The sequence below is a fragment of the uncultured Algimonas sp. genome, from assembly GCF_947498175.1.
In the GTDB taxonomy this organism is placed as follows: domain Bacteria; phylum Pseudomonadota; class Alphaproteobacteria; order Caulobacterales; family Maricaulaceae; genus Litorimonas.
On sequence record NZ_CANMJB010000003.1, the window covers coordinates 260,072 to 276,453 of the forward strand.

General features: G+C 62.7%; 14 protein-coding genes. 8 read left to right on the top strand and 6 right to left on the bottom strand.

The window, feature by feature from the left end; translation table 11 throughout:
- The first annotated feature begins 50 nt into the window (after positions 1-50).
- The 3 genes from Q0718_RS06100 to Q0718_RS06110 all read left to right on the top strand — a co-directional run bounded on the left by Q0718_RS06100 (position 51) and on the right by Q0718_RS06110 (position 6,539).
- Positions 51-3,095 (top strand): TonB-dependent receptor, encoded by a 3,045-nt coding sequence (locus Q0718_RS06100; RefSeq protein WP_298915026.1) that lies wholly within the window; start codon positions 51-53, stop codon positions 3,093-3,095.
- Between the two features lie 85 nt (positions 3,096-3,180).
- Positions 3,181-4,467, top strand: coding sequence for a M20/M25/M40 family metallo-hydrolase (locus tag Q0718_RS06105; RefSeq protein ID WP_298915029.1), 1,287 nt, complete (start codon positions 3,181-3,183; stop codon positions 4,465-4,467).
- 17 nt (positions 4,468-4,484) lie between these two features.
- Positions 4,485-6,539, top strand: a complete 2,055-nt coding sequence (locus Q0718_RS06110; RefSeq protein ID WP_298915032.1) for a S9 family peptidase — start codon at positions 4,485-4,487, stop codon at positions 6,537-6,539.
- Between the two features lie 10 nt (positions 6,540-6,549).
- Here Q0718_RS06110 and cobS read toward each other — a convergent pair whose 3' ends face one another.
- Together cobS and Q0718_RS06120 are read right to left on the bottom strand one after the other, a co-directional pair.
- The gene (gene cobS / locus Q0718_RS06115; RefSeq protein ID WP_298915035.1) at positions 6,550-7,536 is read right to left on the bottom strand and encodes a cobaltochelatase subunit CobS; all 987 of its coding nucleotides are present in this window, start codon (positions 7,534-7,536) and stop codon (positions 6,550-6,552) included.
- A 106-nt stretch (positions 7,537-7,642) separates the two neighbouring features.
- A complete protein-coding gene (locus Q0718_RS06120; RefSeq protein WP_298915039.1) occupies positions 7,643-8,254 on the bottom strand; it encodes a J domain-containing protein in 612 nt (203 codons plus the stop codon).
- Between the two features lie 123 nt (positions 8,255-8,377).
- Here Q0718_RS06120 and Q0718_RS06125 point away from each other — a divergent pair, with 123 nt between their 5' ends.
- Positions 8,378-8,659, top strand: coding sequence for a BolA family protein (locus Q0718_RS06125; protein WP_298915042.1), 282 nt, complete (start codon positions 8,378-8,380; stop codon positions 8,657-8,659).
- Here Q0718_RS06125 and Q0718_RS06130 read toward each other — a convergent pair.
- Genes Q0718_RS06130 through Q0718_RS06145 form a run of 4 tightly spaced genes read right to left on the bottom strand, consistent with a single transcriptional unit; the run spans position 8,643 to position 13,370 of the window.
- On the bottom strand, positions 8,643-10,346 hold the full coding sequence (locus Q0718_RS06130; protein ID WP_298915045.1) for an amidohydrolase: 1,704 nt from the start codon (positions 10,344-10,346) through the stop codon (positions 8,643-8,645). The genes Q0718_RS06125 and Q0718_RS06130 overlap by 17 nt on opposite strands.
- Positions 10,343-11,641 carry an HlyC/CorC family transporter gene (locus Q0718_RS06135; protein WP_298915048.1) on the bottom strand — a complete coding sequence of 433 codons (1,299 nt, stop codon included), beginning with the start codon at positions 11,639-11,641 and terminating at the stop codon, positions 10,343-10,345. Before Q0718_RS06135 ends, Q0718_RS06130 begins: the two co-directional genes overlap by 4 nt.
- Positions 11,638-12,759 carry a 3-dehydroquinate synthase gene (gene aroB / locus Q0718_RS06140; RefSeq protein WP_298915051.1) on the bottom strand — a complete coding sequence of 374 codons (1,122 nt, stop codon included), beginning with the start codon at positions 12,757-12,759 and terminating at the stop codon, positions 11,638-11,640. Before aroB ends, Q0718_RS06135 begins: the two co-directional genes overlap by 4 nt.
- The gene (locus Q0718_RS06145) at positions 12,756-13,370 is read right to left on the bottom strand and encodes a shikimate kinase (RefSeq protein ID WP_298915054.1); all 615 of its coding nucleotides are present in this window, start codon (positions 13,368-13,370) and stop codon (positions 12,756-12,758) included. Before Q0718_RS06145 ends, aroB begins: the two co-directional genes overlap by 4 nt.
- 105 nt (positions 13,371-13,475) lie before the next feature.
- Here Q0718_RS06145 and Q0718_RS06150 point away from each other — a divergent pair, with 105 nt between their 5' ends.
- The 4 genes from Q0718_RS06150 to Q0718_RS06165 are packed head-to-tail and all read left to right on the top strand — an operon-like array spanning position 13,476 to position 16,319.
- On the top strand, positions 13,476-13,616 hold the full coding sequence (locus tag Q0718_RS06150) for a hypothetical protein (RefSeq protein WP_298915057.1): 141 nt from the start codon (positions 13,476-13,478) through the stop codon (positions 13,614-13,616).
- Positions 13,606-15,105 carry a hypothetical protein gene (locus tag Q0718_RS06155; protein ID WP_298915060.1) on the top strand — a complete coding sequence of 500 codons (1,500 nt, stop codon included), beginning with the start codon at positions 13,606-13,608 and terminating at the stop codon, positions 15,103-15,105. The genes Q0718_RS06150 and Q0718_RS06155 overlap by 11 nt, the downstream gene beginning before the upstream one ends.
- A 7-nt stretch (positions 15,106-15,112) precedes the next feature.
- On the top strand, positions 15,113-16,036 hold the full coding sequence (locus Q0718_RS06160; RefSeq protein ID WP_298915062.1) for a site-specific tyrosine recombinase XerD: 924 nt from the start codon (positions 15,113-15,115) through the stop codon (positions 16,034-16,036).
- A gap of 10 nt (positions 16,037-16,046) precedes the next feature.
- Entirely contained in the window at positions 16,047-16,319 is a 273-nt protein-coding gene (locus tag Q0718_RS06165) for a hypothetical protein (RefSeq protein WP_298915064.1), read from the top strand.
- Positions 16,320-16,382: the final 63 nt, after the last annotated feature.

Below are 16,382 nucleotides of genomic sequence, written 5' to 3' on the forward strand. Positions count from 1 at the left end.
CGCCCCCGTCTTACAGGCCGTTAATCAATATGAGAATGGGGGAGAAAGCCATGCACTCTGATATCAAGTTGAGTAAGCTGCTGGCCTGTGCGGGAATGACGGCTCTTATGTTGGCTGTGGAGACGCAGTTCGCCTACGCGCAAGCGCCGGATCCCGAGATTGCGCCGACTGAAGACGAGATCGTGGTCACGGGCTCGCGTATCAGGCGTGACAGCAATGCCAGCTCGGCTGTACCGTTACAGGTTTTCAGCAGCGTGGCTTTCGACGAGATCGGCACGACCGATCTGGCCGAAGCGCTGGTCGAGATTCCGGGCGTGTCGGAAAGCATCTCGCCGGAAAACAGCAACAACCTCATCCAGACGTCTGGGCTTTCGACAGTCAGTTTGCGCCGTCTCGGCGACGACCGGACGCTCGTCTTGATCAATGGCAAACGCGCCGTGTCGAACTCTGGCAATTCGGACCGGGTTAGCGTTTCAACCATTCCAGCGGGGCTCGTGGAGCGCACGGAGATCACGACGGGTGGCGCATCCGCCATTTACGGGTCAGACGCTATCGCTGGTGTTGCGAACTTTCTGATCGAGGATGATTTCGAGGGCGGTCTTGTCCAGATGCGATACGAGACGCCAGAAGCTTCTGGCGGCGAGGAATTCCGTATTGAAGGCCAATATGGCCTGAGGTTCAACCAGGATCGCGGCTATATCATGGTGGCGGCCGACTACGACGAACGTCAGATGATCCGCGCGGATAGCACGCGGCCGCTCTCCGTCGCCAACATCAGTTTCGACGATCCGTCTTTTGCGGCCAATGACTTCTTTGCGGACCAGCCAAACCAGCCAGGTTGTCGCCCTTTGCCGGAGGGCAATGATTTTCACTGTTTCCTCGGCAATCGCAGCTCCTTTACACCTGGTGGCGTTTTCGAAGGCGGGGATGCCTGGTTCGTTGATGGGCGCTGGTTCAATGACCAGTCGCTACAACCAGCAGACAGAGCCGGCAATCCCGACGCACCCAATTCTGACTTCTTTAGCGATGTGGATGGTTTTGACTTCCGGACAGGTCGGACCTTGCGAGGTTCCCGCGACATCTACAATGTCGGCACTTATATCGAATATGATTTTACGAGTGCCATGACGGGTTCTCTGTTGGCTCTCTACAATCAAGTTGATACGGTCACGGCGGGCGGGTTCGAAACACTGAACAACTCGGATTCCTTCGGAGACGGCCAGACTTTGGGGAATATAGCGGCAAATCATCCCTTTATTCCCCCTGAAGTCGAAGAAACGCGTTCTGGCAGTGTTTCTTTTGGCAGGCGTCTAGTCGAGTTAGGGGAACAACAGCGGATCAATGACCGAGAGACTATTCGTCTGATCGGAGACTTGGGGGGCACGTTCGACAACGGCTTCAATTGGGAAATTTACGGCACGTTCGGCCATTTCGAGCAGAATCAGACCAACCCGAACGAGTACAACATTCAAAAAGCCCAATTCGCACTCGACATTGAAGCCGACGGCAATGGCGGCTTCCAGTGTGTCAATGTTGCCGCACGGGCAGATGGTTGCGTTCCCCTCAACCCTTTCGGTGCAGGGACAATCACACAGGCAGCGGCAGACTATATCCGTTATAACGGCTCCGCCTCCCAGTCCCGCACACAGTATTCGGCCGGCGGTTATGTGTCGGGCGACGTCATGGAATTCCGCGACCGGGATATTCAAGGCGTTTTCGGTGTTGAATTCCGCCGCGAAGAACAAGAGACTAATGGTGATCCCGATGGAGATTTGATCGGCGGCCTAGATGGCGATCCGGCGACCCCGGATGTGGATGTCACTACATTGGCTACGTTCCCGGATCTGAAGGCCAGTTTCGATGTCATCGAAGCTTTCGCAGAAGTCGATATACCATTGACCGACGATTTGAGTCTTCAGGCTGCTGGTCGGATTGGAGACTACACCACTGTCGGCGCCATCACGAGCTACAACATTGGTACAGTTTGGCGGCCGAGCGAGCAATTTGCTATCCGCGGACAGTATTCACGCTCGCAACGGGCGCCGAACCTGACAGAGTTCTTTTCGCTGCCGCGCCCCGATTCCGACCCTCTGTTCGATCCTTGCGAGGGCTTGTTGCCAAACGGCGCTTATGAAGGCAGCCGGAGCTTCAGGACCGATCTGGGTCCGATCGATCCGGCCGTTGTATCCGCTAACTGTCTGACTGAACCCGGCGTCCTAGCCTATTTTGCAAATCCTGAAAATGTGGATGGAGACGGAAATGTGCTCGCCTTCGACGCACCGGGTGCCGTCCAAGGTCCAAACGCAGGCAATCCCAACCTGCAGGAAGAAACGGCAGACACATTCACGGTCGGCGCGATTTTCCAACCAGCATTTGTCGAAAACCTGACCTTTATTGTCGACTATTATAAAATCGACATCAGCGATGCAATTACATCGGTCACGACGCAGAATACAGTAGATCTATGTTATGCCTCGGCAGGTTTCCCCGACAATAGGTTCTGCAATGTCATAACAAGGAACCCGGTTGACGGAGCAGTGGAGGAAGTCATCAACTTCCAGGAAAACCTCAACAACGAGCTCGTCGAAGGTGTGGACGCTTCGCTTGATTACAATTTCGACGTTGGGGCTGTGCCGGGCCGTTGGGATCTGGATCTGCGCTACACACATTATTTCAAACAGGAAGTCGTGTTCGAGGGCCTTGGCGGCGTTGAATTACTGAGCACGAACCTTGGTGAAATAAACAATGCCCGGAACGAGTTCAGAGCTTCCCTGGGCTGGCGGAATGACGGACTCCGCCTTCGTTATACGATGGTGTTCGAGGAGGGCGGAGTCGACGACCTCGTGAATGATCCCGCATATTTCAATGAGCGATATTTCGAGTTGGGAGACGAAACATTCCACCGCATCTTTGCATCCTATACCTTCGGTGAGGACGATAGATTCCGGGTCTTTGGCGGTGTGAACAACATCTTCGACAATTTCGGTCCGTTGGTGCCGAGCGGTCTCGATAATGGCAGCTCGCTGAACATCGTCAGCGATTTGAACAGGCTTGCAGGGCGTGAGTTCTATGCCGGAGCCCGCGTGCTGTTCTAGAGCTGGCTGGAAGCGCCCCTATGGGCGCTTCTTTCTGCGTGAGGGGGCGGCCATGACGTTGCGTATAGTAATAGGCGGAGCGGCATTGGCCACTTCCATCTTGGCAGGATGCCAAACCAGTGCCGATACGAAAATCCCGCCGAAACCTTCCGATCTGGGCGTTTTACCGTCTGCGCTCTTGACGGCGCAGAGTCTGCATAGCCGAGACGATGTCCGGCGTGCCTTCCGCCAGATCGAAGCGGACCGCGCACGCAACAATCGGGAGATGATCGAGCTTAACGAGATCCCCGCGCCGCCTTTTGGCGAAGCGCAGCGGGCGGCACGGCTTGCAGCCATGTTTCGAGAGCTGTCCTTGGACGTCAGCCTCGACGACGTCGGCAATGTGATCGCACGCCGACCGGGCTGGACGGGTGCGGAAACAGTCGTGCTCGGTGCCCATATCGATACGGTCTTTCCGATCGAAACGGACGTGACGGTGCGCCGCGACGGCGATCTGTTCATCGCACCCGGCATTGGCGACAATACGCGTGGGCTCATCGCCTTGCTCAGCCTGGCACGCGCCATGGATGCGGGCGGCATCGAGACCGAAGACGATGTGATATTCGCCGGATTGATCGGCGAGGAAGGGCTGGGCGACCTGAAAGGCGTCAAGCATCTCTATCGCGATGGGGCCGACCATCCGGATAGTTTCATCGCGATCGACGGCGGCCGACTCGACGGATTGGTCCACGGGGCAGTCGGATCGAACCGCTACCGGATCACCTATCAAGGGCCGGGCGGCCACAGCTGGGGTCATTTCGGGCGCGCCAATCCCCATCACGCACTGGCGCGGGCCATCGAGACTTTCGCGCAGACGGCCTTGCCGGTCACGGAGACCGGGCCGAAGAGCAGCTTCAGTGTCGGGCGGATCGGCGGCGGAACGTCGATCAATTCCATCGCCTATGAAAGCTGGATGGAGGTCGATATGCGGTCCGGCAATATCGGGAAGCTCGGCGAGCTGGACGCCGTCTTTCGCGCAGCCGTACAGCAAGGGTTGGCGGTTGAGAACGAAACCCGCACGCGCGGCCCCGAACTGAATGTCGAGATCGACCAGGTCGGCGAGCGTCCGGCCGGGCTGCTGCCACTGGACATGCCGATCGTCCAGAATGCAATGGCGGCGATGCGCGTCATGGGTGTCGAGCCTGAACCAGGCATTTCCTCGACCGACTCCAACATCCCGATCTCGATGGGCTTGCCGGCCGTGACCATTGCGCGCGGCGGACGATCGTCCGGCGCTCATTCTCTCGACGAGACCTGGGAGGATGTGGATGCGCATCTCGGCGTTCAGCAGGCGCTATTGTTGACGTTGATGGAAGCCGGAATCGCCAACTAGATTTCAAGGGATCTGACATGATGGCCAAACCCTGGCTCCAATACCTTCTCGGCCTTGTCGTTTTGCCAGCATCCGCTTTGGCTGAAACAAGCCCGGTTCCGATGTCGCCCGTCGACTTCATCGAGATGCCGCGACTGTCCGATCCCGTGCCGTCGCCGGACGGGCGCTATGTGGCCTATCTCCGCTCGCAAACCGATTGGTCGGAGAACGACATATTCGACCGGATTGTGCTGATGGACCGCACGACCGGGCGGGCATTGCCCATCTTTGCACCGAGCGAAGAGACGGAAGACATGTCCGCACCGGATTGGATGCCCGACTCACGCCGCTTCATCGTCGTACTGGAACGCGAAATCGAGACGTCCGGCGACGAGAAAGAGGAAAAAGAGGGCCTGTCGGATGAACAGGCGTGGATCTACGACATCGGCACTCACAGGCTGGAGCGCCTGACCGCGCACCCGACCGATATCGGCAACGTACAGGTCGCGCCGGACGGGAGTGGATTTTACTTCACGGCCCGCAAACCGCGCGACCGTGTCCTGCAAACCGCGCTCGACGACGATTTCGCCATTCGTCCCTATGAAAGCGAGCGGCCGTTCGAAGTCTGGTTCTTCGATCTGGAGACGCGTGCTTCGCGGAAGATCATCAGCGGCGACTTCTACACGCGCGGCTACGACCTGTCGGAAGACGGGTCGCAAATCCTGCACATGCGGGCGCCCGCGCCGACGGGCGATGCGCGCCATGACGGCGAGCTCTGGGTGCAAGACGTGGCTAGTGGGGCGTCCCGCCAGCTGACGCGAAATACCCATGCCGAGAATTCGGCTCGGCTTTCGCCGGATAACCGATCCTTTGCCTACATCGCCACCGTCAACGCGGCCGGTGAGGGCTATTACGAAGACAATCTGTTCATCCACAGAATCGGAGAGGTCAAGCCGACGCTTGCCCTGCCGGACTTGCCCATGGAAGTGGTGGATGTGGCCTGGGGCGCGGACGCAGAAACCATCTTTCTGCTGGGAAACAAGGGTCTTCGCACACAGCTTTACCGCTACGATGTCCGGTCCGGGGCGCTCACGCCACTGACATTGGGCGACCATGTGGTGAAAGACTGGCATTTCGTTCCTCAAAGCGGGGTGCACGCTTTCGTGCGCCAGGATGCGGAAAGCCCGGGCGAAGTCTACACGCTAGACACCGACCGCGGCGTGCAGCGTCTGACGAATGAATATGCGGACTGGCCGTCGCGCTACCGTCTGCCGAAGCAGGAGCCGTTTGCCTGGACCGGCCGAGACGGGGTGCCGATCGAAGGGCTGCTCGTCTATCCCGTCGACTACAGACCCGGCCTGCGTTTTCCGCTAGTCACGGTCACGCATGGCGGCCCGCGCAGCTCGTCGCAATTCGGGTCGTGGAACACGTCGCGCGGCGTTCCGGTGCTGGCAGGCCAAGGATATGGCGTTCTCCTTCCCAACCATCGGGGCGGAACGGGTTATGGCGATGATTTCGTCCGCGACATGGTCGGCGGCTATTTCACCAATGCCGGGCACGACACGATGCGCGGCATCGATGCGGCGATCGCGGCCGGGCTGGCCGATCCGGATGCACTTATCAAAATGGGCTGGAGCGCCGGCGGGCACATGACCAATTGGCTGATCACGCAGACAGACCGTTTCAAGGCAGCCGCGTCGGGCGCTGGCGCCGCCGACTGGATCTCCATGTACGGCGAAAGCGACATCAGGCACAATCGCACGCCCTGGTTCGGGGCGTCGCCCTGGGACGCGGATGCCGATCTGGATGTGTTCCGCGAACATTCGCCGCTGACGTTCAGCGCGCGCGTGACCACGCCGACCCTTTTCTACAACGGAGCCCGGGATGTCCGGGTGCCGCCGACACAAAGCATCATGATGTACCGGGCCGTCCAGGCGACGGGAACGCCGACGCGGCTCTATCTTGCGCCGGGACAGCCGCACGGCTTCCGCAAGCCCGGTTTCCAGCTCTTCAAGGTCAATACCGATCTGGCCTGGTTCGCGGAGCATCTGGGACGTCCCATCCCCGAACCGGTCATGCCGGACGGTCGTTAGGCGATGACCGCTAAGCGACCATCACGCTCGCCGCGCTCTCCGGCAGGTCTTCGCCGAAGGCGCGTTGATAGAATTCGCTGATGACGGGGCGTTCCAGCTCGTCGCATTTGTTCAAGAAGGTCAGGCGGAAGGCTTGGGCCAGATCGCCATCGAAGATCCGGGCGTTCTCGGCCCAGTTCATGACGGTGCGCGGACTCATCACCGTGCTGATGTCGCCATTGATGAAGGCGTTGCGGGTCATGTCGGCGACCCGCACCATAGACGCGATCATGTCGCGGCCTTCAGCCGTGTCGTAGGACGGCGATTTGGCCAGCACGATCTTCTCTTCCTCGTCATGCGGCAGGTAATTGAGCTGCACCACGATGGACCAGCGGTCCATCTGGCCCTGATTGATCTGTTGCGTGCCGTGATACAGGCCGGACGTGTCGCCGAGGCCGACCGTATTGGTCGTCGCGAACAGGCGGAAAGCCTTATGCGGCGTGATGACCTTGTTCTGGTCCAGCAGCGTCAGGCGGCCTTGCGCTTCCAGCACACGCTGGATCACGAACATCACATCCGGACGACCGGCGTCATATTCATCGAACGTCAGCGCGACCGGGTTCTGCAACGCCCAAGGCAGCAAGCCTTCGCGAAATTCCGTGATCTGCTTGCCGTCCTTCAGAACGATCGCGTCCTTGCCGACCAGATCGATCCGCGACACATGGCTGTCGAGGTTGATGCGGACCAAGGGCCAGTTCAGCCGCGCGGCGACCTGCTCGATGTGAGTGGATTTTCCGGTGCCGTGATAGCCCTGGATCATCACCCGGCGATCAAAGGCGAAACCGGCCAGAATGGCTTGCGTCGTCGGCCCGTCGAAGCGGTAGGCCTCATCGATCGGCGGGACGAATTCGCTCGCATCTGAAAAGGCCGGCACCGTCATGTCGAAATCCACGCCGAACGTTTCGCGCGCGGAGACTTCGGTATCCGGCTGGAACAGGGGGAACTGGTCGGTGCTCATGAAACATATGTCCGGTCTGGAGGGTGCGCGGGGCGCTCTAGCCTCTGCTTACGCACAATCCAAGCATGGCGATGCGGCAGCGGCGCATTATCACATAAGGGAATGGTCAGCCGAGATTGGCGTTCTTGAGGATCTTCCAGGCTTTCAGCACACGCTGGAAACTTTCCTCCGCGTCGCGCTTGCCCTGGTTGGCGTCCGGATGGAACTGCTTGACCAGCTTGGTGTAGCGCTTGCGCACCTCGTCCGAGGTGGCGCCTTCGTCCAGACCGAGATCGTGCAGGGCTTTGAGCGCCATTTTGGAGACGGACCGGCGCGGCGCGTTGTCGACGCTGCCCGGATCGACGCCGTCCCCGAATATGGTGTAGCCTTCGGCGGTCGCCGCCGTCGCACCCGCCTTGCGGCGCTTGTTCGCTTGGGCGCGTTCGGCGGTGTTCTTGCGCACGTCCCAGGTCGGGCGGTGGCCGTGGCGCGCACCGACCTGCCATTCCGTGATGTCGGCGTCGGACATGCCTTGGAAGAAATTCCAGTTCTTGTTGTATTCGCGCGCATGCGCCTGGCAGAAATTATGGTACTCGCGCAGACGGTCCGGCGATTTCGGCGCCTTGCATCCCCCCAATTTGTCGCAGCCTGCCCAATCGCAAGGCTCTTCGGTGGGCTTCTTCTTTTTCTTCGCCTTGGCGGCGCTGATGTCTATGCCTTTGGATTTCCAGGAAGCCAAGGAATACTCCGGTCTGTCGCGTGAAGGTGGAATTCGGAACGGCGCAACATGGCGATGAAGCCGGGTGAAATCAAGAGAGGATGGCGGCTCGCCAGCATCGCCGGGATAGATTAGAGGCCCCGTATGACAGATGTTCTCGACAGTATCGAAGCGAAATTGCGCCACGCTTTCACGCTGTCTCAGCTCGCGGTTGAAAACGAATCCCATCTGCATGCCGGACATGGCGGCGCAGCCGAACATGCGGCAGAGTTCGGCGATGGGCCGAGCCATGTCCACATAGCGATCGAAGCGCAGGATTTCGCCGGATTGTCGCGTCTGGCCCGGCACCGGGCCGTGATGGAGGTGATCGACGACGAAGTCGCGCAGCTGCATGCGCTGCGCCTGACCATCAGCGCGCCTGGATAGCGCTTTCACCGGCCGCATTGCGGTCGAACACAGTCCGGCCTGCGACATAGGTGGCTTCGATCGTGATCGTCCGCGGATCCTGCGTCAGCGGATTACCGCTGAGAACGACGAAGTCCGCCCACTTGCCCAGGGCCAGGCTGCCGATCGCTTCCTCCTGGAAGGCGGCGCGAGCGCCTTCGAAGGTCATGGCGCGCAAGACGGTCTCCGGGTCCAATGCCTGGCCCAGATACCATCCGCCTTCGGGTGTGCCGTCCAAACGCGTCCGGGTCGTGGCGAAATGCAGGGTCTGCATCGGCATCCAGGGCTCGCCCGGCAGATCGGAGTTCAGGATCAGCGGGACGCCCGCCTCGTGCAAGGTCCGCCAGGCATAGGCGCGGCGGATCCGTCGGGAGCCGATCCGGTCCTCAGCCCAGTTGCTGTCGCCGAGCGCGTGGCTCGGCTGCATGGAGGCGATCACGCCCAAAGCTTTCGCCCGCTCCGGGAAATCGGGCCGGAAAACCTGCGCATGTTCGATGCGCCAACGATGATCCGCAACCTGGCCGTCTTCCGTGGCCAGACGGCGTTCATAACTGCGCAGGACATTGTCGGTCGCCGCATCGCCGATGGCGTGGACCGCCATCTGGAAACCCGTGTCGCGCGCCCGTTTGCTCAGTTCTTCCACACGGGCCATGGAAATGCGCGCCACCGGCCGCGCGGCCTCAGGCCTGTCCGTGTAGGGCGCTTCCATCAGGGCGGTACGCGAGCCCAGGCTGCCATCGTAGAATATCTTGATGCCGCGAATGTCCAACCGGTCGTCAGGATCGTCCAGCGGTCCGCGCGCGAACCAGTCTTCCATCAGGGTCGCATCATTGCCGTCCAGCAGACCGTAAACCCGGATCGGAAGATCGCTCGCTTCGGCCAGTGCAGTAAAGGCCGCGACCGACATGTCGTCCATTCCGACCTCATGAACAGACGTGACGCCGGCCGCCGCCAGCCGTTGCAACCCGTCCAGAATGGCCGCTTCGACCCTGTCCGGCTCAGGCTTGGGCACGGCGTCGAGCGCGGCCTTCTGCGCGAGCGCCAGCAGCACGCCGGTCGGCTGGCCGTCCTCGTCGCGCAGGATGGTGCCGCCTTCGGGGTCGGGTGTGGCGGCGGTGATGCCTGCCTTCGCCAACGCGGCCGCATTGGCCATCAGGGCAAACCCATGCAACGATTCCAGCACGACCGGCGTGTCTGGGAAAGCGGTGGTCAAAGCCTCCGTCGTCGGATAGCCGCCGGGGCCGTCCGCATCGGCGAAGGCTCCTTCGTCCCAGCCCTGACCCAGGATCCATGCGCCGGGGTCCGCTTCGGGCCGTTGGGCGCGGATACGCGCGACCATGCCTTCGACTGTGGCGACGCCGACTAGATCGACCTTGGCGGCATCGAGCCCCAGTTCCGCGACATGGGCATGGCTGTCCACGATGCCGGGAATGACCGTCCGGCCCGTCAGGTCGGTCAGAACCGCGCCGGGATTGCGAGCGCGCAGAGCGTCGGCCGAGCCCAGCGCCGCAATGCGACCGTCTTCGATCAGCATGGCTTCGGGCGCGGGCCCGTCTTCCATCGTCACGAAGGTCGCACCGACGATTATGCGGGTGTCGGGCGTCAGCACGCCCGTGCCGCAACCGCCGGTCAACAGAAGTGCGAGTGCCGCAATGGCTGCGCGTCTCACCCGTCCTTCCTCTGGTCCGGTTCGAATGTCTTGCGCACGCGCAGAGACTGGATCTGGTTGCGTTCGCGGGTCAGGATCTCGAAGCGGTAGCCATGATAGGCGAAGGTCTGCCCGGCCGTCGGGATGGTCTGCGATTCATGAATGACCAGCCCGGCGATGGTGACCGCTTCGTCGTCCGGCAGCTTCCAGTCCATGGCTCGGTTCAGGTCGCGGATCGCGACATCGCCGCGCACCACGGCCCCGCCGTCTTTCAATCGCGACACGCCTTCCAGTTCCTCGTCATATTCGTCCTGGATGTCGCCGACGATCTCTTCGAGAATGTCTTCCAACGTGACCACGCCCATCAGCGCGCCGTATTCGTCCACGACCAGCGCGAAATGTTCGCGCTTGCTCTGGAAGGCGCGCAGCTGTTTCACCACGGATGTCGTCTCCGGCACGAACCAGGCATCGCGCAGCAGCTTCTTCACCTCCAATCCGGACAATTCGCCGGTTCTGGCCAGCGCCGCCAGCAGGTCCTTGACGTGGATGACGCCGACCACATTGTCGCTGTCGCCCGAATAGACGGGCAGGCGTGAATGGCCCGAGGCGAGGACCTCTTTCAGCACTTCGTTGTTGGGCGTTTCCAGATCGACCATGGACAGGCTGGAGCGGTGGATCATCACATCCTCGACCGTCAGTTCGCCGATTTCCAGCACGCCGTAGATCTGGTCGCGGGCCCGCTTGGCCACGCCGCCTTCCTGCAGGTGCAGGTCGACCGCGCCTTTGATTTCGTCGGCCGCCGTCCAGGCGCTGGCATCCGTGTCGATGCCGAACAGACGCAGCACCCCGTTCACGATCAACTGCACCAGCGACACGATCGGTCCCAATATGCGCACGATCAGGCTGATCGGCCGGGAGACGATCAGGGCCAGTTTGTCGGGCTGCGAAATGGCGTATGTCTTGGGCAGGACCTCGGCGAAGATCAGGATCAACGCCGTCATGACGGCGGTCGCCATCGCCAGCGCCAAGGCGCTGTCGCCGAAGATGTTGGTGAACAAGGTCGTGGTCAGGACGGACGCCAGAATGTTGACCAGATTGTTGCCCAACAGGATGCCGCCCAGCAGCCTTTCGCGCATATTGATCAGGCGCGACACGATGGTGGCGCGTTTGTCGCCGTCTTTTTCCGCCGCGTGCATGCGCACGCGCGATGCAGCCGTCAGCGCGGTCTCGGATGACGAAAAGAACCCCGAACAGACGAGCAGCGTCAGGATCACCCCGACCAGGATCAAGTTCTGAGGTTCCAGAAAGGCGCTCACGATCGGATGTCCATGGGGGCGGCGATATCCTTCAAATAGTCGAGCAGGTCGGGTTCGGATACGGACCGGTCGATGAAGCTCTGTCCGATGCCGCGTGCGAGGATGAGCGTCAATCGCCCGCCTTCATTCTTCTTGTCCTGCCTCATATGGTCGATCAACGCGGCAGGGTCCGACAGGAACAGCCCCATGTCGGCGCGGGTGGGCATGCCGAGCCGCGACAGATGGCGATGGATCCGCGACGCCTCCTGCGCCGGGCAGAGACCGAGCCGGTGCGAAAACTCGAACGCCATGTCCATGCCTGCGCTGACGGCTTCTCCGTGGAGCAGGCCGCCGTCGTAACCGGCCTGCAATTCCAGGGCGTGCGCAAAGGTATGTCCGAGATTGAGCAGGGCGCGGGTACCGCTTTCGCGTTCGTCCTGCGCCACGACCGCCGCCTTGGCCGTGCAGGAGACGGAAATCGCCTCGCGCAGGGCTGCCGGTTCGAGTGCCAGCACATCCGCGCCCAGCTCGTCATCCAGCGCCATGAAGAATTCCGGCCGGTCGATCAGGCCGTATTTGACGATTTCGGCATAACCCGCCTTGACTTGCCGTTCGGGCAACGTCTGCAGCAGGTCCGTGTCGATCAGCACGAGCCGGGGCTGATGGAAGGCGCCGACCAGGTTCTTGCCATAGGCATTGTTGATTGCCGTCTTGCCGCCGACCGAACTGTCCACCTGCGCCAGCAACGTGGTCGGGACCTGCACGAAAGTCGCACCGCGCTTGAAGACGCTGGCGGCGAATCCGGTCAGATCGCCGATCACGCCGCCGCCGAAAGCCAGGATCGTATCCGATCTGTCGAATCCCGCGCGGAACAGCGAATCCAGCACAGCGTCCAAACCCTCCATGCTTTTCTGCGCCTCGCCTTCGGGACGCACGATCACATGAGTGCGGAAATCCGACAGGGCGCTGGCGATGGATGCACCGTGAAGGGCGTGGACGGTTTCGTCCGTGACGACGGCGACGCGGTCCGATCCGGTCGTCGCGCGCAGATGATCGCCCAGCCGCGATAGCGTGCCCGCCCCGATGACGATGTCGTAGCTCCGGGGTCCCAGCTCGACTTGCACGGTGTCCGCCGTCATGCCGGCTTCCCTTCCGCGGAGAGGAACATGTCCAGCGCTTTCTCGATGCGCCCGACCGTGCGCATGTGCGGGCCCTTGGACACGGGCACGGTGATATGCGCTTGCGCGTAGAGCGGTTCGCGCTCGATCATCAGGGCGCGCATGCGGGCCCGTGGATCGGGCACGTGCAGCAAGGGGCGCGTATTCTTGCGCGAGACGCGCTCCATGATGGTTTCGAAATCGCCTTGCAACCAGATCACCAGCGCGCGTTCCAGCAGCAGTTTGCGCGTCGGCGGATGGATGAAGGCACCGCCGCCTGTAGCGAGGACGAGCGCGCTCTCCTCCAGCAACCGGGCGACGACACGGCGTTCGCCGTCACGGAAAGCGGCCTCGCCGTGATCGCGGAAATAGCCCGCCACGGTGCGGCCCGACGCGCGTTCGATCTCTTCGTCGGAATCGCGGAAATTCCGGCTCATGACTTTGGCCAGCCGTCGCCCCACGGTCGTCTTTCCGACGCCCATCAGCCCGACAAGCGCAAGCGGGCGGTAACGGAACGGTTGCAAGCCCTTGCCGTCGGGGCTCTCATTGGGGGATAAGGCCCCTATGTCTGCTGCGGCCCGGAGGTCTGTCAAAGTCTCTCTCTATGCTGCGGACTGCGCCGCAGTGTGTGGTAGGTGTCATTGGAGAGTATGGGCATATCAACCCGGACTCAACTTTCAAACGGGATAAGGACCGTCATGAAGAAATTGATGATCATAGGCGGGGTTGTCCTCGTTCTGGTGCTGGGCCTCATGGTCTGGCTGGCCGGATCCGTCGGACCAGAAACCGCGCCGAAGGATGTTCGTTCCATCGACCTGCCCGATAGCTATGGGAATTAGAGCCCGCATTTCCGTCGCCGCGGTTCTGGCGACCTTGTCCCTTCCCTTGGTGCCGGCGGTGGTCGCGCACGCGCAATCCATAAAGACCGAAGAACTGGACGCGCCCAAGGCGTTCGCGCCCGGCATCGACATTGCCGACGAATTGGCGGCCGACGCCTGGGCTGGAACCTCGGCCGCGCGCGCCGTGCGGTTGCTCGAAGCCATGCCGGCCGACACCGACCATCCCGTCGTGCGCGACATGTTGCGCCGGGTCGTATTGTCCGGCCTCGTTCCGCCCCAAGGTGCGGCGGACGCGTTCGAGCGCAGCCGGATCGCGGCGGCACGCGACCTGGCCAATCCCGACGAGTATGCGCGCTTCGCCGCGCGCAATCCGGCCGCGCGCGATCCACGCCTGCGCGCCGAAGCCCACATCACCCAAGGCGATCTGGCCGCGGCCTGCGATATATCCGACACGGTGCAGCGAGGCCGGGGCGAGACCTTCTGGGTGCGCCTGCGGGCGGGCTGCCATACGCTACGCGGCGAAACGTCTTCCGCCGATCTGGCGCGCGATATCCTGCGCGACCGTGGCGAGGAGACGGAACTGGTCATCCCCGATCCGCCGTCCGGTTTCTGGGCCGAGGCGCTCGCCCAGGACGCGGTCGGGCTGGACGCCATGATGACGGCGCTCGCCCTGGGTCCTGACGGTCAAGATGGCGGAAGCGTCCAGTCCGCCGATGACGGGCTCGCCGGCAACGACCCCGCGTTACGGCCCACGCCGCTCTTCCCGGCGGCCGACCCCGACCCAGCCCCCCTCTACGATTTGACCGACGCGATCGCCGACCGGTCCGAAATCGGCACGGCGCGCTTGTTCGTGCTCGGCCGGGACGGCAATGCGCGCGCGGCCGCAGCCTTCGTGCGCCGCGCTGAGGCCGACGGGCTGAACCCGTACGCGGTGCTGCCGCGCATTCCGGCCGTTCTGGACCCGGCGGGCATGGTCGCGGCCGATTTGCCGCTGTTCGCGCGCTATGCCGTGATCAGCCGCGATATCGATCTGATCCGGTCCCTGTTCGAAAGCGCGGACGATGTGCGAGCGAAAGAGCGTCTGGCGCTAGCGTCCGACGCACTGGGCGGCGGGTTCATCGGACGTCCCTTGGGCGACGGGCTGGACGCGGCTCTCAGCGACGGCCGCGACGGAGCGGTCAAGGACGTGATGCTTGCGCTCGCGCTCGGCGCGGACCTGACGGAACCCGTCGAAACCCGGTTGCGCGAGGCCGGAATGGCCGCAGGCGAGGGCGCGCCGGTTCTCGACTGGGTCGCCGTGGACCACGCGGTCGACCGGGCCGCAAAAGCCGAAAGCCTGCTGCGGCTGGCGGATATCCTCAACGATGCGGGAACGGGCGACGAAGCGGCGCTCTACCGCGTTCTTCGCAGCCTGCGCGAGGCCGGGTTCGCCGATACGGCCGGACAGCTCGCCGCGTTCGAATATCTGCGCGGTCTCGGCGGCGCGTGAGCCGGCCGTGAGCATCGACACATTCCTGGAGATGATGAGCGCCGAACGCGGCGCGGCCGCCAATACGCTGTCCGCCTATCGGCGCGACCTGCGCGACTGGTCGGCCGCGCTCGCGCCGCGCGGTCTTCTGGACGCGTCGACCGGCCATCTGGAAGGCGTCCTGTCGGGCTGGGCGGAGGCTGGATTGGGCGCGTCGACCGCCGCGCGAAAACTCTCGGCCATGAAGCAATACTGCCTGTTCGCCCAAACCGAAGGATTGCGCCCCGATAACCCTGCCCACCGCCTGCGCGCCCCCAAGGCGGCAAAGCCCTTGCCCAAGCGGCTGAGCCGCGAGGATGTGGACCGCCTGCTGGACCAAGCCGCGTCGGACACAACGCCCAAGGGATTGCGACTGACCGCCATGCTGGAAATCCTCTATTCTGCGGGTTTGCGCGTCTCCGAACTCGTCTCGCTGAAAGTCGTGCAGACCCGCCGCCGGGATGGCTGCCTGATGATCCGGGGCAAGGGCGGGCGCGAACGGCTGGTGCCGCTGACCCCGCCTGCGCTGCAAGCCCTGGCAGCCTGGACCGAGGCGCGCGATGCGACCCTGCCCAAGGCGTCCGGGACCCGCGACCGCGCCGCGCCCTATCTCTTTCCGTCCGGCGGCACACGCGGCCACCTGACGCGTGAACGCTTCGCTCAGATGCTCAAGGATCTGGCGCGCGACGCCGGGCTGCAACCGTCCCGGATCAGTCCGCACGTTCTGCGCCACGCTTTCGCGACGCACCTGCTCGAAGGCGGCGCTGATCTTCGGGCGGTGCAGACCCTGCTCGGCCATGCCGACATCTCCACGACCCAGATCTATACGCACATTCTTGACGAACGCCTCAAGGCGCTGGTCGAAGCCGCCCATCCGCTGTCGGAAACGTCCGGCGAGGCGGTATCGTCATGAGGCACCCGTAATGAGCAAAAAGGACCCGCGCGACCCGGACCTGATCCGCGATCTCGACCTGTTGCTGGACGCGCTCTGCGCGGAATGGGATTTCTGTGCCGGCGTGCGCGGCGAAGATCTAGTCCAGGGCGCCAAACCACTGACGTCGAAACGGTTCACGGATACGGTTCTGGACGCGGAAGCCGAACTGCCCGGCAACCGGGCCAGCTGGGACCGGCGCATCAAGCGCCGCTTCGTGCAACGTTACGGCCACAGCATCACGCGGCGCGACTACCGGCCATGAACCTGCCGACGATTGCGGGCGGACGCTTGCGGGCTGGACCTTCCCGCCCGGCACGCTAAGAGG